Below are 19,892 nucleotides of genomic sequence, written 5' to 3'. Positions count from 1 at the left end.
CGGCGTTGGGGTGCGTGCATCGCAAGGCGGAGGAGGGAGCCACTGCGGAGCATTGGCGACCGACGACAACGCAGCGAGGTGCGTGCCCCGGCGTCGCCCCGCAGGCGGGAGTTCGAAGACAGGCCCAGGGCCGCTCAGTCGGTGTAGCGCTCGGCGAGGGCGGCGGGCATGGGTTCGTGGCGCAGGTAGGCGCGGGAGAACTCGGCGGTGCCGTGGGTGAGGGAGCGCAGGTCGACCGGGTAGCGGACGAGTTCGAGTTCGGGGACCTCGGCGCGCAGCAGGGTGAGGCCGGGGCCGCCGGTCTCGGTGCCGAGGACGCGGCCGCGGCGGGCGGAGAGGTCGCCGAGGACGGCGCCGAGGTAGTCGTCGGGCAGCAGGACGCTGACGGCGGCGACGGGTTCGAGCAGGCGGATGACGGCGTGTTCGGCGGCGTCGCGCAGGGCGAGGGCGGCGGCGTTCTGGAAGGACGCGTCGGAGGAGTCGACGGAGTGGGCCTTGCCGTCGGTGAGGGTGACCCGGACGTCGACGAGGGGGTGTCCGGTGGCGACGCCCTTGGCGAGTTGGGCGCGGATGCCCTTCTCGACGGAGGGGATGAAGTGTTTGGGGACGGCGCCGCCGACGACGTGTTCCTGGAACTCGAAGCCCGAGCCGGCCGGGAGGGGCTCGACCTCCAGGTCGCAGATGGCGTACTGGCCGTGGCCGCCGGACTGTTTGACGAGGCGGCCGTGGCCGGCGGCGGCGGTGCCGAAGGTCTCGCGCAGGGCGACCTTGGGTTCGACGGTGTCGACGTGGACGCCGTGGCGGGTGCGGAGGCGGTCGAGGACGACCTCGGCGTGGGCCTCGCCGGTGCACCAGAGGACGAGCTGGTGGGTGTCGGGATTCTGTTCGAGGCGTAGCGACGGGTCTTCGGCGGTGAGCCGGGTGAGGGCCTGGGAGAGCTTGTCGTCGTCGGCCTTGCTGTGGGCTTCGACGGCGATCGGGAGCAGGGGTTCGGGGAGGGTCCAGCCGTCGAGCTCGACGGGGTGTCCGGGGTCGTGGACGGTGTCGCCGGCGCGGGCGGTGGTGAGTTTGGCGGCGCAGACGAGGTCGCCGGCGACGGCGTGCGGGACGGGCCGCTGGAGTTTGCCGAAGGGGCTGGTGAGGGCGGTGACGCGTTCGTCGCCGTTCTGGCCGGCGGTGTGGGCCGGGCCGAGGAGGTGGATCTTGGTGTCGGGGCGCAGGGTGCCGGCGTACAGGCGCAGCAGGCTGATCCGGCCGACGTAGGCGTCGCCGGTGATGCGGACGACCTGGGCGGCGAGCGGGGCGTCGGGGTCGCAGTCGGGGGCTGGGCGGGTGCGTTCGGTGGGGTCGGGGAAGGTGTGCGCGATGAGGTCGAGGAGTTCGGCGGCGCCGAGGCCGTTCTCGCTGGTGGGGACGGCGGGGTGGAGGGTGCAGGCGAGGACTTCGCGGCGCATTCCGGCTTCGAGGGAGTCGGTGTCGAGGGGGTCGCCGGCGAGGTAGCGCTCCATGAGGGTGTCGTCCTGGCCGGAGATGGCCTCGACGAGGCTCTCGTGGGCGGGGCCGGTGTCGGGGAGCGGGGCGGCGTCGCCGTAGGTGTCGCCGGTGAGGAGGTCGACGCTGCCGTCGGGCCGGCCGTCGTGGAGGACGGGCAGGAAGAGCGGGCGGAGGGTGTCCGGGCCCAGGTCGAAGGCGTCGTGGCAGGTGGTGAGGATGTCGTCGAAGCCGGTGCGGGCGATGTCGAGTTTGGCGACGGCGATGGCGCGGGGGATGCCCTCGGCGGCGCACTCGCGCCACAGGGCGCGGGTGGGGGCGGTGACCGGGTCGGTGGCGGAGACGACGAAGACGGCCGCGTCGGCGGCGTGCAGGGCGGCGCGCAGGTCCGCGGTGAAGTCGGGGTGGCCGGGCGGGTCGATCAGGTTGATCTTGACGCCCTTCCATTCGAGCGGGAGCAGGGAGAGCTGGACGGAGCGCTGCTGCTGGTGCTCGATCTCCTCGTGGTCGGAGACGGTGGTGCCGTCGGTGACGCGACCGGCCCGGCCGGTGGCGCCGGCGGCGAGGGCGAGGGATTCGGCGAGGGTGGTCTTGCCCACACCGCTGGGACCGATGAGGACGACGTTGCGCAGGTCCCGGGGGCCGGTGACGGCGGGTGCCTGGCCGGCTCGTGCCGTGCTGCGGTCGGGCATCGGGGTCTCCTCCCGTGGCGCCGAGGCTGTCCATCGCAGTCTAGGGTCGGGTGTCGTCCGGGCGCGTGTCGTGTGACCGTGCGTGCGTGGGCCGTGGCCGGGGTCGCCGTCCGGCGGTGCGTGCGGCGGAGCGTGTCGTCGGCGTGGCTACGATGGGTGCGCCGGACGGGCTGATCCGTTCGGCCGTCTGCCGCGTCCGTTGCGCCAGGCGGGTATCTGGGAGATCGGAGCGGCTGGGAAGGCCATGCTCAACAAATACGCGCGTGCCTTCTTCACACGTGTTCTGACCCCGTTCGCCGCGTTCCTGATCCGTCTGGGCGTGAGCCCGGACTCCGTGACGCTGATCGGTACCGCCGGTTCGGTGGCCGGTGCGCTGGTGTTCTTCCCGCGTGGGGAGTTCTTCTGGGGCACCATCACGATCACGCTGTTCATCTTCTCCGACCTGGTGGACGGGAACATGGCCCGTCAGCTGGGCCGGACCACCAAGTGGGGGGCGTTCCTGGACTCCACGCTGGACCGGGTCGCGGATGCGGCGATCTTCGGTGGGCTGGCGATGTGGTACGCGGGCAAGGGTGACGACAACCTGCTGTGCGCGGTGGCGATCTTCTGCCTGGCGAGCGGTCTGGTGGTGTCGTACACCAAGGCGCGGGCGGAGAGCCAGGGCCTGCCGTGTGATGTGTCGGGGCTGGTGGAGCGGGCCGAGCGGCTGGTGGCGAGCCTGGTGGCGGCCGGGGTCGCGGGTCTGCACACGTTCGGTGTGCCGTACGTGGAGTGGCTGCTGCCGGTGGCGCTGTGGCTGGTGGCGGCGGGCAGCCTGGTGACGGTGTTCCAGCGGGTGCTGACCGTGCGCCGTGAGGCGTTCGAGGCCGACCGAGCGGCGGCCGGGAGCTGATGGGGGGCGTCCTGCGGTGACGGACCGACTGGTGTACTGGGCGTACGCGCTGGGCTGGGGGGTGCTGAAGCACCTGCCGGAGCCGGTGGCGCGGGGGCTGTTCGACCGGCTGGCGGACTACGCGTGGCGCAAGCGCGGCAAGCGGGTGCTGCAGCTGGAGGCGAATCTGCGCCGGGTCCGTCCGGGGCTGGACGAGGCGGCGCTGCGGTCGTTGTCGCGGGCCGGGATGCGTTCGTACCTGCGGTACTGGATGGAGTCGTTCCGGCTGCCGGTGTGGAGCCGGGAGCGGGTGGCGCGGGACGTCCGGGTGGAGGGCTTCGAGCACCTGCGGGCGCCGATGGAGGCCGGGCGGGGCGCGGTGATAGCGCTGCCGCACATGGGCAACTGGGACCTGGCGGGCACCTGGGTGGCGCAGCAGGGCTACCCGTTCACCACCGTCGCCGAGCGGTTGAAGCCGGAGCGGCTGTTCGACCGGTTCGTGGCGTTCCGGGAGGGCCAGGGCATGGAGGTCCTGGCGTTGACCGGTGGCGGGGTGAACGTGATCGGCACGCTGGCGCGGCGGCTGCGCGAGGGTCGGCTGGTGTGCCTGGTGGGGGACCGGGACCTGTCGGAGGCGGGCATCGAGGTGTCGTTCTTCGGTGAGGCGACCCGGATGCCGGCCGGTCCGGCGGCGCTGTGCCAGCGGACCGGGGCGGCGCTGCTGCCGGTGACGCTCTGGTACGACGGTCCGGTGCTGCGGGCGCGGATCCACCCCGAGGTGCCGGTGCCCGAGGAGGGCGACCGCAAGGAGCGCACGCGGGCGATGACGCAGGCGATGGCGGACGTGTGGGAGCTGGGGATCCGCGAGTACCCGCAGGACTGGCACATGCTGCAGAAGTTCTGGCTCGCCGACCTGCCCGTCCGTGAGACGGTGAAGGAGGCGGCCGCGGTGCGCGCGGAGGCGGCTCCGGAGCCTGCGGCCGAGGCCTCCGGGTCCTGATCCCGGCCGTTGCGACCCCGGCCCGTCCTGAGCCGGTACGACTGTCCGAAGGAGCTTGAGGAACCCGTGAAGATCGGCATCGTCTGCCCGTACGACTGGGACGTCCCCGGTGGGGTGCAGTTCCACATCCGGGACCTGGCCGAGCACCTGATCGGTCTGGGGCACGAGGTGTCGGTGCTGGCGCCGGCCGAGGACGACGAGGCGCTGCCGCCGTACGTGGTCTCGGCCGGGCGGGCGGTGGCGGTGCCGTACAACGGGTCGGTGGCGCGGCTGAGCTTCGGCATCCTGTCGGCGGCGCGGGTGCGGCGGTGGCTGCACGACGGGCGCTTCGACATCCTGCACGTGCACGAGCCGGCCTCGCCGAGCCTGTCGATGCTGGCCGCCTGGTCGGCGACCGGGCCGATGGTGGGGACCTTCCACACGTCCAACCCGCGGTCGCGGGCGATGATCGCGGCCTCGCCGATCCTGCAGCCGGGCCTGGAGAAGATGCGGGCCCGGATCGCGGTGTCGGAGTACGCCCGCCGGACGCTGGTGGAGCACCTGGGCGGGGATGCGGTGGTGATCCCCAACGGCGTGGACGTGGGCTTCTTCGCGGACGCGGAGCCGGACGAGCGCTGGACGGGCCACGCGGCGAAGGGGGAGCCGGGCACGATCGGCTTCATCGGCCGGATCAACGAGCCCCGCAAGGGCCTGCCGACGCTGCTGGCGGCGCTGCCGGGGATCCTGGCGCAGCGGCCGGGGGTGCGGCTGCTGGTGGCGGGCAAGGGCGACGAGGAGGAGGCCGTCGCCGGCCTGGCGCCGGAGGTGCGCCGGCAGGTGGAGTTCCTCGGGATGGTGAGCGACGAGGAGAAGGCCCGGCTGCTGCGCAGCGTGGACCTGTACGTGGCGCCGAACACCGGTGGCGAGAGCTTCGGGATCATCCTGGTCGAGGCGATGTCGGCGGGTGCCCCGGTGCTGGCGAGCGATCTGGACGCGTTCAAGCAGGTGCTCGACGGCGGGGACGCCGGCGAGCTGTTCCCGGTGGAGGACGCGGACGCGCTGGCCCGTACGGCGCTGCGGCTGCTGGGCGACCCGGCGCGGCTGGAGGAGCTGCGGAAGGCGGCCTCGCGGCACGTGCGGCGGTTCGACTGGTCGACGGTCGGCGCGGACATCCTGGCGGTGTACGAGACGGTGACGGCGGGGGCCGCGGCGGTGGTCGAGGAGGACGTGCGCAGCGGGCGGCGCGGCCTGTTCGGGCTGGCCCGCGACTGAGCGGCGGTGTGCGGGGGTCTAGGGTCGGGCTGACCGCACAACGCTCGATCGTTTGGGGGCAGTTCGATGCCGCAGATTTCCGTGGAGTACTCGTCGTCGCTGGCTGGTACCTTCGACCGCCGGGGCCTGGGCCTGGCGATCAACCGGCTGGCGGAGCAGACGATCGACGCGAAGCCGGAGGCGTGCAAGACGGTGTTCCGGCAGGTGGAGGCGCTGGTGGTGGGCACCAGCGGTCGGGCCGGGGACGCGCAGGTGTACGTGGAGTTCCAGATCTTCCCGGGGCGCACCCCGGAGGCGAAGGCGGCGCTGAGCGAGGGCGTGATCGAGCTGGTCGCGAAGTTCGTGCGGCCGGAGCGGGGCAGCCGGCTGTTCACGGCGGTGAACGTCGCGGACATCGACCGGGACAGCTACCGGGTGACATCCGTCGAGGGGTGAGCCGGCGACACCCGGTAGCGTTGCGCCCCGTGACTACCTGGATCTGGGCCGGCGTGGCCGTGGTGCTCTTCGGCATGTACCTGAGTTGGACGGCCGGCCGCTTGGACCGCCTGCACGCCCGGATCGACGCCGCGCGGGCGGCGCTGGACGCGCAGCTGGTGCGCCGGGCCTCGGTGGCGATCGAGCTGGCGACGTCCTCGCTGCTGGACCCGGCGGCCTCGCTGCTGCTGCTGGACGCGGCGCACGCGGCCCGGCAGGCCGACGACGAGCAGCGCGAGGTGGCGGAGAGCCAGCTGAGCCTGGCGTTGCGGGCGGTGCTGGAGGAGCCGGAGCAGGTGGCGGCGCTGGTGGCGGAGCCGGGCGGGGAGGACGCGGTCCGTGATCTGACGGCCGCGGTGCGCCGGGTGCCGATGGCGCGGCGGTTCCACAACGACGCGGTGCGGGCGGCGCGGGCGGTGCGTGAGCACCGGTTGGTGCGGTATTTCCGGTTGGCCGGGAAGGCCCCGTTCCCGATGGCCTTCGAGATGGACGACGCCCCGCCGCCCGCCCTGACGCCCGAAGGGGCGCCTGCTTAGGGTGTCCCACGGATACGGCCCGTTTGTCGTGTCCCGTCGTTCGGGCTGGACTGGGTGGCACATGGAGGCGCCACTTGTTCCGCCTACCATAGGGCGATAGCACTGGTTCATCTTCGAGTGAGGTCTCACGTGTCCACCACCCCCACCACCGCAGACCAGCCGCAGATCGGCACCGCCCGGGTCAAGCGCGGCATGGCCGAGCAGCTCAAGGGCGGTGTGATCATGGACGTGGTCAACGCCGAGCAGGCCAAGATCGCCGAGGATGCCGGCGCGGTGGCCGTCATGGCGCTCGAGCGGGTTCCGGCCGACATCCGCAAGGACGGCGGCGTGGCCCGCATGTCCGACCCGAACATGATCGAGGAGATCATCGCCGCGGTCTCCATCCCGGTGATGGCCAAGTCCCGCATCGGCCACTTCGTCGAGGCCCAGGTCCTGCAGTCGCTCGGTGTCGACTACATCGACGAGTCCGAGGTGCTGACCCCGGCCGACGAGGTCAACCACTCGGACAAGTGGGCCTTCACCACCCCCTTCGTCTGCGGCGCCACCAACCTGGGCGAGGCCCTGCGCCGCATCGCCGAGGGCGCGGCCATGATCCGCTCGAAGGGCGAGGCCGGCACCGGCAACGTCGTCGAGGCCGTCCGCCACCTGCGCCAGATCAAGAACGAGATCGCCAAGCTGCGCGGCTTCGACAACAACGAGCTGTACGCCGCCGCCAAGGAGCTGCGCGCCCCGTACGAGCTGGTCAAGGAGGTCGCCGAGCTCGGCAAGCTGCCGGTCGTGCTGTTCTCCGCCGGTGGCGTGGCCACCCCGGCCGACGCCGCGCTGATGCGCCAGCTGGGCGCCGAGGGCGTCTTCGTCGGCTCCGGCATCTTCAAGTCGGGCGACCCGGCCAAGCGCGCCGCCGCCATCGTGAAGGCCACCACCTTCTTCGACGACCCGAAGATCATCGCGGACGCCTCCCGCAACCTCGGCGAGGCCATGGTCGGCATCAACTGCGACACCCTGCCGGAGACCGAGCGCTACGCCAACCGCGGCTGGTAGTCGCCCGCAGCTTCCGAGCCGGCCCGCCGCAGCGCCTCGGCGCCTGCGGCGGGCCGCGCCACGTACTCCTGTAGTAACGATCGATTGAGGTTGAAGACCGTGAGCACTCCAGTCATCGGCGTCCTCGCCCTGCAGGGCGACGTCCGCGAGCACCTCGTGGCGCTGGCCGAGGCCGACGCGCTCGCCCGCCCGGTGCGCCGTGCCGAGGAACTGGCCGAGGTCGACGCGCTGGTGATCCCCGGCGGGGAGTCCACCACCATGTCCAAGCTGGCGCTGCTGTTCGGCGTGATGGACCCGCTGCGCGAGCGCGTCGCCGCCGGGATGCCGGTGTACGGCACCTGCGCGGGCATGATCATGCTGGCGGACAAGATCCTCGACGGCCGCGAGGACCAGGAGACCGTCGGCGGCATCGACATGACGGTGCGCCGCAACGCCTTCGGCCGCCAGAACGAGTCCTTCGAGTCCGGGATCGCCTTCAAGGGCATGGACGACGCGCCGGTGCACGGCGTCTTCATCCGCGCCCCCTGGGTCGAGGCGGTCGGCGCGGGCGTCGAGGTGCTGGCCGAGCTGCCCGCCGCGGACGGCCCGGACAGCCGGATCGTCGCCGTGCGCCAGGGCAACCTGCTGGCCACCTCCTTCCACCCGGAGCTGACCGGCGACCACCGGGTGCACGGGTACTTCGTGAGGATGGTCGAGGACCACCTCGCGGCGGCCCCGCGCTGACCCGCACCGGGCGCGTACTCACCGCGCGCTGACCGTGTGCACCTCACCGGTGACGACACCGGTAAGATCTCATCTGTTCATTTCCCTTTGGCGACGTAAAGGAGCTGGCGATGTCCGGCCACTCTAAGTGGGCTACCACCAAGCACAAGAAGGCCGTGATCGACGCCAAGCGCGGCAAGCTCTTCGCCAAGATGATCAAGAACATCGAGGTGGCGGCGCGCACGGGCGGTCCCGACCCGCAGGGCAACCCGACTCTCTACGACGCCATCCAGAAGGCGAAGAAGAGCTCGGTCCCGATCGACAACATCAACCGCGCCGTCAAGCGCGGTGGCGGCCTGGAGGCCGGCGGCGCCGACTACCAGACCATCATGTACGAGGGCTACGGCCCGAACGGTGTCGCCGTCCTGATCGAGTGCCTCACCGACAACCGCAACCGCGCCGCCTCCGACGTGCGCGTCGCGATGACCCGCAACGGCGGCTCGATGGCCGACCCGGGTTCGGTGTCGTACCTGTTCGCCCGCAAGGGTGTCGTCATCGTCCCCAAGGCCGACGGCGTGGACGAGGACAAGCTCTTCGAGGTCGTCCTCGACCAGGAGCCCGAGGAGATCAACGACCTCGGCGACTCGTTCGAGATCGTCTCCGAGGCCTCCAAGATGGTCGCCGTGCGCACCGCGCTGGTGGACGCCGGCGTCGACTACGACTCGGCCGAGGCCAACTTCCTCCCGAGCATGCAGGTCGAGCTGGACGTCGACGGCGCCCGCAAGATCCTCAAGCTGATCGACGCCCTGGAGGACAGCGACGACGTGCAGAACGTCTTCGCCAACTTCGACATCTCCGACGAGGTCGGTGCGCAGCTCGACGCCGAGTGACACGGCATCGATCGATCGACGGTGAGTGATCGTTCTCACTGCCCGGCCCGGTGGTCCCAGGACCGCCGGGCCGGTGTCGTCGGCGGGGTTGTCGGACCCGGACGGTAGCCTTCGCAGGTCGCTCGCCGCGAGCGGCCGGTGACCAGTGGCGAGTCACGGAGAGGCGGGGCGAGTGGTACGGGTACTGGGTGTGGACCCGGGGCTGACCAGGTGCGGGGTCGGCGTGGTCGAGGGCGCGCCGGGCCGGCCGTTGCGGATGGCCGGGGTCGGCGTGGTGCGCACCCCCGCCGAGGCCGAGATCGGGCAGCGGCTGCTCCTGGTCGAGCAGGGCATCGAGGCCTGGCTGGACGAGCACCGGCCCGACCTGGTCGCCGTCGAGCGGGTCTTCGCCCAGCACAACGTGCGCACCGTGATGGGCACCGCGCAGGCGAGCGCGGTCGCGATGCTCTGCGCGACGCGCCGCGGCATCCCCGTCACCCTGCACACCCCGAGCGAGGTCAAGGCGGCCGTCACCGGCTCCGGCCGGGCCGACAAGGCCCAGGTCACGGCCATGGTGCAGCGCCTGCTGCGGCTGGACGCCCCGCCCAAGCCCGCGGACGCCGCCGACGCGCTGGCGCTGGCGATCTGTCACATCTGGCGCGGCGGGGCGACCAACCGCCTGGAGGCCGCCGTCCTGGCCGCCCGCGCCACGCCCCGTTCCGCTCCTGTGAAAGCCCGTTCCACCTCTGTGAAAGGCACTGTCCGGTGATCGCCTTCGTGCAAGGGCCCGTGGCGGCCATCTCCTCCGGGACCGCGGTGGTCGAGGTCGGCGGGGTGGGCATGGCGGTGCAGTGCACCCCGAACACCCTGGCCGGCCTGCGGCTGGGCGAGCCGGCCCGGCTGGCGACCTCGCTGGTGGTCCGGGAGGACTCGCTGACCCTCTTCGGTTTCGCGGACGACGACGAACGCGCCGTCTTCGAGATCCTGCAGGCCGCGCCGGGCGTCGGCCCCAAGCTGGCGCAGGCGATCCTCGGGGTGCACAGCCCCGACGCGCTGCGGGCCGCGATCGCGGGCGGTGACGAGAAGGCGCTGGTCGCCGTGCCGGGCATCGGCAAGGCGAAGGCGGCCAAGCTGCTGCTGGAGTACAAGGACAAGCTCGGCGCCCCGCACGGCGCGGTGCCCGCGCAGAAGCCGATCGCGGCCGGCCCGGCGCCGTGGAGCGAGCAGCTGTACTCCGCGCTGACCGGTCTCGGCTACGCCCCGCGCGAGGCGGACGAGGCGGTCGCGGCCGTCACCCCGGAGGCGGAGGCGCAGCAGACGCCGGACGTCGGCGCGCTGCTGCGGCTCGCGCTGCGCGGCCTCAACCGCGCCCGCTGAGACCATCTGACGATCTGTCCGTTTGTCGACTTTTTCAGACCTGGGAGCCCGCGACGATGTACGACTCGGAACCCGCCGACCGGCTGGTCACGGCTGCCGCCGACGGTGAGGACCAGGCGGTGGAGGCGGCGCTGCGCCCCAAGCTGCTGGACGAGTTCATCGGCCAGGAGCGGGTGCGCGAGCAGCTGTCCCTGGTGCTCCAGGCCGCCCGCAAGCGCGGCAGCGCGCCCGACCACGTGCTGCTGAGCGGGCCGCCCGGGCTGGGCAAGACCACCCTGTCCATGATCATCGCCGCTGAGCTGGGCGCCCCGATCCGGATCACCTCCGGCCCGGCCATCCAGCACGCGGGGGACCTCGCGGCGATCCTCTCCTCGCTCACCGAGGGCGAGGTGCTCTTCCTCGACGAGATCCACCGGATGTCCCGGCCGGCCGAGGAGATGCTCTACATGGCGATGGAGGACTTCCGGGTCGACGTGATCGTCGGCAAGGGCCCGGGCGCCACCGCCATCCCGCTGGAGCTGCCGCCCTTCACCCTGGTCGGCGCCACCACCCGGGCCGGCCTGCTGCCGCCCCCGCTGCGCGACCGATTCGGCTTCACCGGGCACATGGAGTTCTACGCCCCGGCCGAGCTGCAGCGGGTGGTGCACCGCTCGGCCGCGCTGCTGGACGTGGAGATAGACCCGGCCGGCGCCGCCGAGATCGCCGGGCGCTCGCGCGGCACCCCGCGCATCGCCAACCGGCTGCTGCGCCGGGTCCGCGACTACTCGCAGGTCCGGCACGACGGCGTGGTCACCGCCGGGATCGCCGCCCAGGCGCTGGACGTCTATGAGGTGGACGCCCGGGGGCTGGACCGGCTGGACCGCGCGGTGCTGGACGCGCTGCTGCGGCTGTTCGGCGGCGGCCCGGTCGGTTTGTCGACACTCGCGGTCGCCGTGGGGGAGGAGTCCGAGACGGTCGAGGAGGTGGCGGAGCCCTTCCTGGTGCGCGAGGGCCTGCTCGCCCGGACCCCGCGCGGGCGGATCGCCACCGCCGCGGCCTGGCAGCACCTCGGCCTGACTCCACCGGCACAGACCCCGCCGGTCCAGACCTCTCGTGGCAGCCTGCCGGCCCAGTCGGAGCTGTTCCCCGCCGACGAAAGTTGACCGCCACCGGCTGAACGGGTGAGTCGCACCCGGACGTTCCCGCCCGGCGGCGCCGCCGCGCCGCATGGCGGAGCCGGGAGCGAAGCCCCGGGAAACTGTGCAGGCGGAGGGTCGCCACTTTCGGCGGCAGGATGCGATGCTTGGCGTTGTCCGATCGATTCTGGGTCGCCTAGACTCCGCCGGACCGCCCCTCTCACCTGACGGGCCGACCAATACCACACAGGCCGCCGGCCGGCGGCCCGTAAAGGACCCTGGCTGCAGTGAACCTCATCATCCTTCTCCTCCCGATCGTCGCGATCGTGCTCATGTTCCGGTCGCAGAAGAAGCGCCAGTCGCAGATGCAGCAGATGCAGACGGCGCTGGAGCCGGGGGCCGGAGTCCGCACCATCGGCGGCCTGTACGCCCAGGTGAAGGCGGTCAACGACGAGACCGTCGAGCTGGAGATCGCGCCCGGCGTGGTCACCCACTTCACCAAGAGCGCGATCGCGGCCGTCCTGGACCCCCAGGAGTACGACGCGATCATCAACGGTCGCCCCGCCGACGACGAGCTCCCCGAGCCGGAGGCCGAGGACGCCGCCGCCGAGCCGGTCGAGGACAAGCCGCTGACGCTGACCAAGGACAGCGCCGAGAAGGGCGATGCCGAGGGCGGGGCTCCCGCGAGCAAGTAGTACGGACGGGCAACCCGCCCGGCCGCGCGGCGCAGTGCCGCGAGCCCACAGGACCTCAGGGCCGCAGACCCGCCGGACCCCCGTCCCGCCACGAGCCGGACGGGGGTCCGGTCGGGGAGGTGGCATGGACAGGGAGAAACGAGCAAGGTGGCAACACCCAAGTCGCGCCCGCGCGACGGCTACCCAGGGCGGGCGCTGGCCCTCATCCTGGTCGTCACCGTCGGACTGGTCGCCCTCATGTTCGGGACGGGCACCACCAAGCCCCGGCTCGGGATCGACCTCGCCGGCGGCACCAGCATCACGCTGACCGCGAAGTCGACCGACCCCAAGGCGATCAGCAAGTCCAACATGGACATCGCCACCGGGATCATCGAGCGCCGTGTCAACGGGATGGGTGTCTCCGAGGCGGAGGTCCAGACCCAGGGCGAGAACACGATCATCGTGAACATCCCCAAGGGTGGCGACCGGCAGAACGCGGCGGACCAGGTGGGTACCACCGCCAAGCTGTTCTTCCGTCCGGTCCTGGCCGTGGCGCCCAGCGGCGTCACCGTCCCGGCGCCCACCGGCACCCCGTCCGCCGGTGCCACCGGCACCCCGGCCGCGACCCCGTCGGCCGCCGCCGGTGCCGCGACCGGCACGCCGGCTCCGGCCGCGAGCGCCACCAAGCAGGGCCGCACCGTCGGCGAGGCGCTGGCCGCCGAGGGCGCCAGCCCGACCGCCGCCGCCACCGGCGCGAGCGCGGCCCCGTCCGCCGCCGCGACCGGCGCGCCCTCGGCCGCCGCCTCCGGCGCCCCGAGCGCCGCCGCCACGCCGCCGAGCGCCGCCGACCTCAGCGCCGCGATGACCCAGGGCACCGTGCCGCCGGAGCTGTCCGCCGCCTTCGCCGCCCTCGACTGCTCCAAGCCCGAGGTCCGCGCCGCGCAGACCGGCCCCGAGGACAAGGCCGTCGTCGCCTGCTCCCAGAAGGTGGGCAAGAACGGCTACTACGAGAAGCTGGCCCTCGGCCCCGCGGCCGTGAAGGGCTCGGACGTCTCCAAGGCCCAGGCCACCATCGACACCCAGACGGGCGCCGGCTGGCAGGTCCAGCTGCAGTTCAACGGCACCGGCACCGACGCCTTCTCCAAGGTCACCGGCCAGCTGGCCACCCAGACCCCGCCGACCAACCAGTTCGCGATCGTGCTGGACAACCAGGTGGTCTCGCACCCGCAGGTCAACGGCCCGATCCCGGGCGGCACCGCGGTCATCACCGGCGGCTTCACCCAGGCCGAGGCGCAGGACCTGGCCAACGTGCTGGGCTACGGCGCCCTGCCGCTGGAGTTCGTCAAGAGCGACATCACCACCGTCTCCCCGGCGCTCGGCAGCGACCAGCTCAAGGCCGGCCTGGTGGCCGGCGCGATTGGCATGCTGCTGGTGGTTGCCTACTCGCTGGTCTACTACCGCGGCCTCGGCCTGGTCTCGATCGCCGGTCTGATCGTCTCGGCGATCCTGACCTACTCGATCATGAGCCTCCTCGGCGGCGGGATCGGCTTCGCGCTGAACCTGCCCGCGGTCTGCGGTGCGATCGTCGCGATCGGTATCACCGCCGACTCCTTCATCGTGTACTTCGAGCGCATCCGCGACGAGGTCCGCGAGGGCGCCCCGCTGCGCCCGGCGGTCCAGCGGGCCTGGCCGCGCGCCCGGCGCACCATCCTGGTCTCGGACTTCGTCTCCTTCCTCTGTGCCGCCGTGCTCTACGTGGTCTCGGTCGGCAAGGTCCAGGGCTTCGCGTTCACGCTGGGCCTGACCACCGCGCTCGACGTGGTGGTGATCTTCCTCTTCACCAAGCCGATGATCACGCTGCTGGCCCGCCGCAAGTTCTTCCTGAACGGCCACCCGTGGTCCGGCCTGGACCCGAAGCGGCTGGGCGCCCGCCCGCCGCTGCGCAGCAGCCGTCGCCGTAGCCCCTCCTCCTCTGCCGCCGTGAAGGAGGCCTGACACCGTGTCGCGCTTCTCCAATCTGGGCCACCGGCTCTACCAGGGCGAGGTCAGCTTCGACTTCGTCGGACGCCGCAAGGTCTGGTACTCCATCTCCGGCGTGATCGTGCTGGTCGCGGCGATCGGGCTGGCCATGGGCCTGCACCTGGGCATCGAGTTCAAGGGCGGCTCGGTCTACACCGTGGCCAAGCCCGGTCTGACCGTCTCCCAGGCTCAGGAGACGGCCGACCAGGTCGTCTCCTCGCACCCGCTGGTGCAGTCGACCGACAACGGCAAGATCCGGATCCAGGTCAGCACCGAGGAGCCGAAGAGCTCGGACGAGGTGCGTTCGCAGCTCGCCGAGAAGATCGGCGTTCCGCTGGACACCGTCGAGGCCCAGGTGATCGGCCCCAGCTGGGGCAAGCAGATCTCCAACAAGGCACTCACCGGTCTGATCATCTTCATGATCCTGGTGACGGCCTACCTGGCGATCGCCTTCGAGTGGCGGATGGCGGTGGCCGCGCTGGTCGCCCTCATCCACGACCTCCTGATCACCATCGGCGTCTACGCCCTGGTGGGCTTCGAGGTCACCCCGGGTACGGTGATCGGCTTCCTGACGATCCTCGGTTACTCCCTCTACGACACGGTCGTCGTCTTCGACACCGTGAAGGAGAACACCAAGGGGATCACCAAGCAGAACAAGCTCACCTACAGCGAGGCCGCCAACGCGGGCCTCAACCAGACCCTGGTGCGCTCGCTCAACACCACCGTGGTCGCGCTGCTGCCGGTCGCCGCGCTGCTGTTCATCGGTGGCGGCATCCTGGGCGCCGGCACGCTGAACGACATCTCGCTCGCGCTGTTCATCGGTCTCGCGGCCGGTGCCTACTCCTCGATCTGCGTCGCCACCCCGCTGCTGGCGCAGCTCAAGGAGGAGCAGCCGGAGCTGAAGGCGCTGCGCAAGCGCGTCCTGCAGCACCGGGCCGCCGCGGCCGCCAAGTCCGAGGTCTCGGACGCGGTGCCCGAGGGCGAGCTCGCGGAGGACGGCCAGCCTGCGGGTATGGTCGGTCAGCGCGGCCGGGCGGCCGGCACCTCGCGTGCCAAGGGCCGTCCCTCCACCAAGCGCTGATCCGTACCACGACCCCGAGGACACACCGTGACCACCGCCGACACCACACTGGCCGAGCTGCTGAACAGCCGCATCCGGGACGTCCCGGACTACCCGAAGCCGGGTGTGCTGTTCAAGGACATCGCGCCGCTGCTCGCCGACGCCGAGGCGTTCGCCGCCCTCACCCGGGCGCTCGCCGACCGGGCCAAGGAGCTCGGGGCGACCAAGGTGGTGGGCCTGGAGGCCCGCGGTTTCGTGCTGGCGGCCCCGGCGGCCTTCGCGGCCGGGCTCGGCTTCGTGCCGATCCGCAAGCAGGGCAAGCTGCCCGGCGACGTGTTCCGGCGCTCGTACGAGCTGGAGTACGGCTCGGCGACGCTGGAGGTGCAGTGCGACGCCTTCGCGCCCGGTGAGCGGGTGCTGGTGGTGGACGACGTGCTGGCCACCGGCGGCACCATCGGCGCCTCGCTGGACCTGGTGAAGGAGGCCGGCGCCGAGCTGGTGGGCGTCGTGGTGCTGATGGAGCTGGGCTTCCTGGACGGCCGCGAGCGGCTGGCCGGGCACCTGGCCGGCGCTCCGCTGGAGACGCTGGTCACGGTCTGAGGTACGTACGCGAAGGGGCGGCGGTCGGCACACCCGACCGCCGCCCCTTGCGTTTCCGGGCCCGGCCGGATGAACACCGGGGCGCCCGGCTCGGTACCATGAAGATTCATCCCCTCCCGGTTGTCCCCGTTCGTTCGGGCCCCGGCAGGGGCCGGCCCGGTGCCCCGAGGAGTTGTCCTTGCCCGACGAGGTTGTGCCCACGGCCGCAGCGGCCGCCCCCGAAAGCCGTCCCACGCCCTCGGGGGCCACCCCGGCACGCCCGGCGCCGACCTCCTCGCGTTCGCTCGCCCCGTCCGGCCGCGGCTCCACCGGCGGCATGCGGGCCCGCCTGGCCCGCCTCGGCGGCCAGCGCTCCAGCGTGCTCAACCCCGTCCTGGAGCCGTTGTTCCGCTCGATCCGGGCCAACGACCCCAAGGCCGACCCGGCGCTGCTGCGTGACATCGAGAAGGCGTACGCGGTGGCCGAGAAGTGGCACCGCGGGCAGAAGCGCAAGAGCGGCGACCCGTACATCACCCACCCGCTGGCCGTCGCGACGATCCTCGCCGAGCTCGGCATGGACGCCCCGACGCTGATGGCCGGGCTGCTGCACGACACCGTCGAGGACACCGACTACGGCCTGGAGACCCTGCGCAAGGACTTCGGCGACTCGGTGGCCCTGCTGGTGGACGGCGTCACCAAGCTGGACCGGGTCAAGTTCGGCGAGGCCGCGCAGGCCGAGACCGTCCGCAAGATGGTCGTGGCGATGGCCAAGGACCCGCGGGTCCTGGTGATCAAGCTGGCCGACCGCCTGCACAACATGCGCACGATGCGCTACCTCAAGCGGGAGAAGCAGGAGAAGAAGGCCCGCGAGACGCTGGAGATCTACGCCCCGCTGGCGCACCGGCTGGGCATGAACACCATCAAGTGGGAGCTGGAGGACCTCGCCTTCGCGATCCTCTACCCCAAGATGTACGACGAGATCGTCCGGCTGGTCGCCGAGCGGGCCCCCAAGCGGGACGAGTACCTGGCGACCGTCATCGACCAGGTCCAGGCGGACCTGCACGGCGCCCGGATCACCGCCTCCGTCACCGGCCGGCCGAAGCACTACTACTCGGTCTACCAGAAGATGATCGTCCGGGGCCGGGACTTCGCCGAGATCTACGACCTGGTGGGCATCCGGGTCCTGGTCGACACCGTCCGCGACTGCTACGCGGCGCTGGGCACCATCCACGCGCGGTGGAACCCGGTGCCGGGGCGGTTCAAGGACTACATCGCGATGCCCAAGTTCAACATGTACCAGTCGCTGCACACGACGGTGATCGGCCCCGGCGGCAAGCCCGTCGAGCTCCAGATCCGCACCTTCGACATGCACCGCCGGGCCGAGTACGGCATCGCCGCGCACTGGAAGTACAAGCAGCGCGCGGTCGCCGGGGCCTCCAAGGTCCGCACCGACACCCCGACCCAGGTCCGCAAGGACGACAAGGCCGGCGCCGTCAACGAGATGGCCTGGCTGCGGCAGCTGCTGGACTGGCAGAAGGAGACCGCCGACCCGGGCGAGTTCCTGGAGTCGCTCCGCTTCGACCTGGCCAGCAACGAGGTCTTCGTCTTCACCCCCAAGGGCGATGTGATAGCCCTGCCGGCCGGCGCCACCCCCGTCGACTTCGCCTTCGCGGTGCACACCGAGGTCGGCTACCGGACGATAGGCGCCCGGGTGAACGGGCGGCTGGTGCCGCTGGAGTCGACCCTGGAGAACGGCGACACCGTCGAGGTGTTCACCTCCAAGGCGGAGAACGCCGGGCCGTCCCGGGACTGGCTGGGCTTCGTCAAGTCGCCGCGCGCCCGCAACAAGATCCGCGCCTGGTTCTCCAAGGAGCGCCGCGAGGAGGCGATCGAGCACGGCAAGGAGGCGATCGTCCGGGCGATGCGCAAGCAGGGCCTGCCGATCCAGCGGATCCTCACCGGCGACTCGCTGGTCACCCTGGCCCACGAGATGCGCTACCCCGACATCTCCTCGCTCTACGCCGCGATCGGCGAGGGCCACGTCGCCGCGCAGAACATCGTGCAGAAGCTGGTCCAGGCGCTCGGCGGCGAGGAGGGCGCGACCGAGGACCTGGCGGAGACCGCCACCCCGACGCACGACAACCGCCGTGCGGCGCGCCGCCGGGCCAAGGGCGACCCGGGCGTGATCGTCAAGGGCGTCGAGGACGTCTGGGTCAAGCTGTCCCGCTGCTGCACCCCGGTCCCGGGCGACCCGATCGTCGGCTTCGTGACCCGCGGCAACGGCGTCTCGGTGCACCGCGCCGACTGCGTCAACGTGGAGGCGCTCAGCCAGCAGCCGGAACGGATGATCGACGTCGAGTGGGCGGCCACCCAGTCCTCGGTGTTCCTGGTGGCCATCCAGGTCGAGGCGCTGGACCGCTCCCGGCTGCTCTCGGACGTCACCCGGGTCCTCTCCGACCAGCACGTCAACATCCTGTCGGCGGCGGTGCAGACCTCCCGCGACCGGGTGGCGATGAGCCGCTTCACCTTCGAGATGGGCGACCCGAAGCACCTCGGCCACGTGCTCAAGGCGGTGCGCGGCGTCGAGGGCGTGTACGACGTCTACCGCGTCACCTCCGCCCGGAAGTAGCGGACACGGGAAGGGGCCCCAGGTGATCCTGGGGCCCCTTCGGCGTTTCGGCGTTTCGGCGTTCGTACGGCTCCGCGATCAGCCGCTGAACTCCTCCTGGCTCTTGTGCGCCTGCTCCAGCAGCGTCTGCACACCGGCCAGCTCGGACTCCAGCTTGGCCGTCCGGCCGGCGTTGCCGGCCGCGCGGGCCTTGTCCAGGTCGGCCTGGATCTTGTCGGCCTTGGCCTGGAACAGGCCGACCATGCCGGCCGCACGGGCCTTGGCCTCCGGGTTGGAGCGCTTCCACTCGGCGTCCTCGGCCTCGCGGATCGCCCGCTCGACCGCGTTCAGCCGACCGTCCAGCTTCGGACGGACCTCGCGCGGCACGTGCCCGATCGCCTCCCAGCGCTCGTTCACCTCGCGCAGCGCGGCCTTGGCGGCCTTCAGGTCGGTGATCGGCAGGATCGCCTCGGCCTCGGTGGCCAGCGCCTCCTTGAGCTTCTGGTTCTCCACCTGCTCGGCGTCCCGCTCGCTGAACACCGCGGAACGGGCCTGGAAGAAGACGTCCTGCGCGCCGCGGAACCGCGCCCACAGCTCGTCCTCGATGTCCCGCTGGGCCCGGCCGGCGGCCTTCCAGCGCGCCATCAGGTCGCGGTAGGACGCCGCGGTGCTGCCCCAGTCCGTGGACGAGGACAGCGCCTCGGCCTCGGCGACCAGCGCCTCCTTGGTCTGCCGGGCCTTGTCGCGCTCGGCGTCCAGGGTGGCGAAGTGCGCCTTGCGGTGCTTGGAGAAGACCGAGCGGGCGTGCGAGAAGCGGTGCCACAGCTCGTCGTCGCTCTTGCGGTCCAGCCGCGGCAGGCCCTTCCAGGTGTCCACCAGCGCGCGCAGCCGGTCCCCGGCCTCCCGCCACTGGGTGGACTCGGCGAGCTGCTCGGCCTCGGCGACCAGCGCCTCCTTGGCCGAGCGGGCCTCGTCCTGGGCCTTGGCGCGGGCGGCCTTGCGCTCCTCGCGCCGGCTCTCGATCTCGCCGGCGAGCGTGTCCAGCCGCTTGGCCAGGGCCTCCAGGTCACCGACCGCGTGCCCCTCGACCACCTGGGCGCGCAGGTGCTCCAGCGCGGTCTGGGCGTCCTTGGCGGCCAGGTCGGTGGTGCGCACCCGCTTCTCCAGCAGGCCGATCTCCACCTCGATGCCCTGGTACTTGCGCTCGAAGTAGGCGAGGGCCTCCTCGGGCGAGCCGGCCTGCCAGGAACCCACGACGCGTTCGCCGTCGGCCGTCCTGACGTAGACCGTGCCCTGCTCGTCCACACGGCCCCACGGGTCGCTGCTCATAGCGCGTCCTCCACATGACGTCGCGCCCGCGCCGGGGCGGCGCGCGACCGTCGTCCACAGTTGATGTGCGGCGGACCGATGAGTCCGCCGTCCCCGTCCGCCGTGCCTTTCTGCCGAGGGTGACGGCTAGGCGGGTCCGGGCACCCTATACAACGCCAACATAGGCGACCAGGCCCGGTGCTGTCCGCATCCGGGCCGGGCGAT

The 19,892-nt window shown here is 72.0% G+C and carries 18 protein-coding genes; 16 read left to right on the top strand and 2 right to left on the bottom strand.

Annotated features, from left to right (window positions below; genetic code table 11):
• Positions 1-134 precede the first annotated feature (134 nt).
• Positions 135-2,183, bottom strand: a complete 2,049-nt coding sequence (locus tag OP86_RS15325; RefSeq protein WP_030056257.1) for an elongation factor G-like protein EF-G2 — start codon at positions 2,181-2,183, stop codon at positions 135-137.
• A gap of 244 nt (positions 2,184-2,427) precedes the next feature.
• Between OP86_RS15325 and pgsA the strand changes: the two genes are divergently transcribed.
• From pgsA to OP86_RS15245, 16 genes are all read left to right on the top strand, one after another.
• The gene (gene pgsA, locus OP86_RS15320; RefSeq protein ID WP_030258877.1) at positions 2,428-3,075 is read left to right on the top strand and encodes a phosphatidylinositol phosphate synthase; all 648 of its coding nucleotides are present in this window, start codon (positions 2,428-2,430) and stop codon (positions 3,073-3,075) included.
• A gap of 16 nt (positions 3,076-3,091) precedes the next feature.
• The gene (locus tag OP86_RS15315; RefSeq protein ID WP_030056255.1) at positions 3,092-4,054 is read left to right on the top strand and encodes a phosphatidylinositol mannoside acyltransferase; all 963 of its coding nucleotides are present in this window, start codon (positions 3,092-3,094) and stop codon (positions 4,052-4,054) included.
• 66 nt (positions 4,055-4,120) lie between these two features.
• Positions 4,121-5,305 carry a glycosyltransferase family 4 protein gene (locus OP86_RS15310; RefSeq protein WP_030056254.1) on the top strand — a complete coding sequence of 395 codons (1,185 nt, stop codon included), beginning with the start codon at positions 4,121-4,123 and terminating at the stop codon, positions 5,303-5,305.
• A gap of 66 nt (positions 5,306-5,371) precedes the next feature.
• Positions 5,372-5,740, top strand: coding sequence for a 5-carboxymethyl-2-hydroxymuconate Delta-isomerase (locus tag OP86_RS15305; RefSeq protein ID WP_030056253.1), 369 nt, complete (start codon positions 5,372-5,374; stop codon positions 5,738-5,740).
• A gap of 29 nt (positions 5,741-5,769) precedes the next feature.
• Complete coding sequence (locus OP86_RS15300; RefSeq protein ID WP_030056252.1) at positions 5,770-6,315, top strand: hypothetical protein; 546 nt, start codon at positions 5,770-5,772, stop codon at positions 6,313-6,315.
• Positions 6,316-6,444: 129 nt separating this feature from the next.
• The gene (pdxS, locus tag OP86_RS15295) at positions 6,445-7,356 is read left to right on the top strand and encodes a pyridoxal 5'-phosphate synthase lyase subunit PdxS (RefSeq protein ID WP_030258885.1); all 912 of its coding nucleotides are present in this window, start codon (positions 6,445-6,447) and stop codon (positions 7,354-7,356) included.
• 99 nt (positions 7,357-7,455) lie between these two features.
• Complete coding sequence (gene pdxT / locus OP86_RS15290) at positions 7,456-8,079, top strand: pyridoxal 5'-phosphate synthase glutaminase subunit PdxT (RefSeq protein ID WP_030056250.1); 624 nt, start codon at positions 7,456-7,458, stop codon at positions 8,077-8,079.
• Between the two features lie 110 nt (positions 8,080-8,189).
• Positions 8,190-8,948, top strand: coding sequence for a YebC/PmpR family DNA-binding transcriptional regulator (locus tag OP86_RS15285; protein WP_030056249.1), 759 nt, complete (start codon positions 8,190-8,192; stop codon positions 8,946-8,948).
• A gap of 172 nt (positions 8,949-9,120) precedes the next feature.
• A complete protein-coding gene (gene ruvC / locus OP86_RS15280) occupies positions 9,121-9,696 on the top strand; it encodes a crossover junction endodeoxyribonuclease RuvC (RefSeq protein ID WP_063832385.1) in 576 nt (191 codons plus the stop codon).
• Positions 9,693-10,304 (top strand): Holliday junction branch migration protein RuvA, encoded by a 612-nt coding sequence (ruvA, locus tag OP86_RS15275; RefSeq protein ID WP_030258888.1) that lies wholly within the window; start codon positions 9,693-9,695, stop codon positions 10,302-10,304. Before ruvC ends, ruvA begins: the two co-directional genes overlap by 4 nt.
• A 56-nt stretch (positions 10,305-10,360) precedes the next feature.
• Positions 10,361-11,446: a Holliday junction branch migration DNA helicase RuvB gene (ruvB, locus tag OP86_RS15270; protein ID WP_030056246.1), complete on the top strand. Its 1,086-nt coding sequence runs from the start codon at positions 10,361-10,363 to the stop codon at positions 11,444-11,446.
• A 260-nt stretch (positions 11,447-11,706) separates the two neighbouring features.
• Entirely contained in the window at positions 11,707-12,114 is a 408-nt protein-coding gene (gene yajC, locus OP86_RS15265) for a preprotein translocase subunit YajC (RefSeq protein ID WP_051830115.1), read from the top strand.
• A gap of 147 nt (positions 12,115-12,261) precedes the next feature.
• Positions 12,262-14,088: a protein translocase subunit SecD gene (gene secD, locus OP86_RS15260; protein ID WP_030258890.1), complete on the top strand. Its 1,827-nt coding sequence runs from the start codon at positions 12,262-12,264 to the stop codon at positions 14,086-14,088.
• Positions 14,089-14,092: 4 nt separating this feature from the next.
• On the top strand, positions 14,093-15,193 hold the full coding sequence (gene secF / locus OP86_RS15255; RefSeq protein ID WP_030056243.1) for a protein translocase subunit SecF: 1,101 nt from the start codon (positions 14,093-14,095) through the stop codon (positions 15,191-15,193).
• 27 nt (positions 15,194-15,220) lie between these two features.
• Complete coding sequence (locus OP86_RS15250; protein ID WP_030056242.1) at positions 15,221-15,772, top strand: adenine phosphoribosyltransferase; 552 nt, start codon at positions 15,221-15,223, stop codon at positions 15,770-15,772.
• A 172-nt stretch (positions 15,773-15,944) separates the two neighbouring features.
• Complete coding sequence (locus OP86_RS15245; RefSeq protein ID WP_051830114.1) at positions 15,945-18,380, top strand: RelA/SpoT family protein; 2,436 nt, start codon at positions 15,945-15,947, stop codon at positions 18,378-18,380.
• Positions 18,381-18,458: 78 nt separating this feature from the next.
• On the opposite strand, the gene OP86_RS15240 is transcribed toward OP86_RS15245, so the two are convergent.
• On the bottom strand, positions 18,459-19,688 hold the full coding sequence (locus OP86_RS15240) for a DUF349 domain-containing protein (RefSeq protein ID WP_030056240.1): 1,230 nt from the start codon (positions 19,686-19,688) through the stop codon (positions 18,459-18,461).
• Positions 19,689-19,892: the final 204 nt, after the last annotated feature.

This window comes from Streptomyces novaecaesareae, assembly GCF_000716875.1.
Classification (GTDB): domain Bacteria; phylum Actinomycetota; class Actinomycetes; order Streptomycetales; family Streptomycetaceae; genus Kitasatospora; species Kitasatospora novaecaesareae.
This window is presented reverse-complemented; position numbering and strand designations above follow the sequence as displayed.

Bases quoted from the DNA above. Each gene is read 5' to 3' on its own strand.
- pgsA (WP_030258877.1), top strand. From the start codon at position 2,428: ATGCTCAACAAATACGCGCGTGCCTTCTTCACACGTGTTCTGACCCCG.
- ruvB (WP_030056246.1), top strand. From the start codon at position 10,361: ATGTACGACTCGGAACCCGCCGACCGGCTGGTCACGGCTGCCGCCGAC.
- OP86_RS15240 (WP_030056240.1), bottom strand. From the start codon at position 19,688: ATGAGCAGCGACCCGTGGGGCCGTGTGGACGAGCAGGGCACGGTCTAC.
- OP86_RS15285 (WP_030056249.1), top strand. From the start codon at position 8,190: ATGTCCGGCCACTCTAAGTGGGCTACCACCAAGCACAAGAAGGCCGTG.
- OP86_RS15305 (WP_030056253.1), top strand. From the start codon at position 5,372: ATGCCGCAGATTTCCGTGGAGTACTCGTCGTCGCTGGCTGGTACCTTC.
- OP86_RS15325 (WP_030056257.1), bottom strand. From the start codon at position 2,183: ATGCCCGACCGCAGCACGGCACGAGCCGGCCAGGCACCCGCCGTCACC.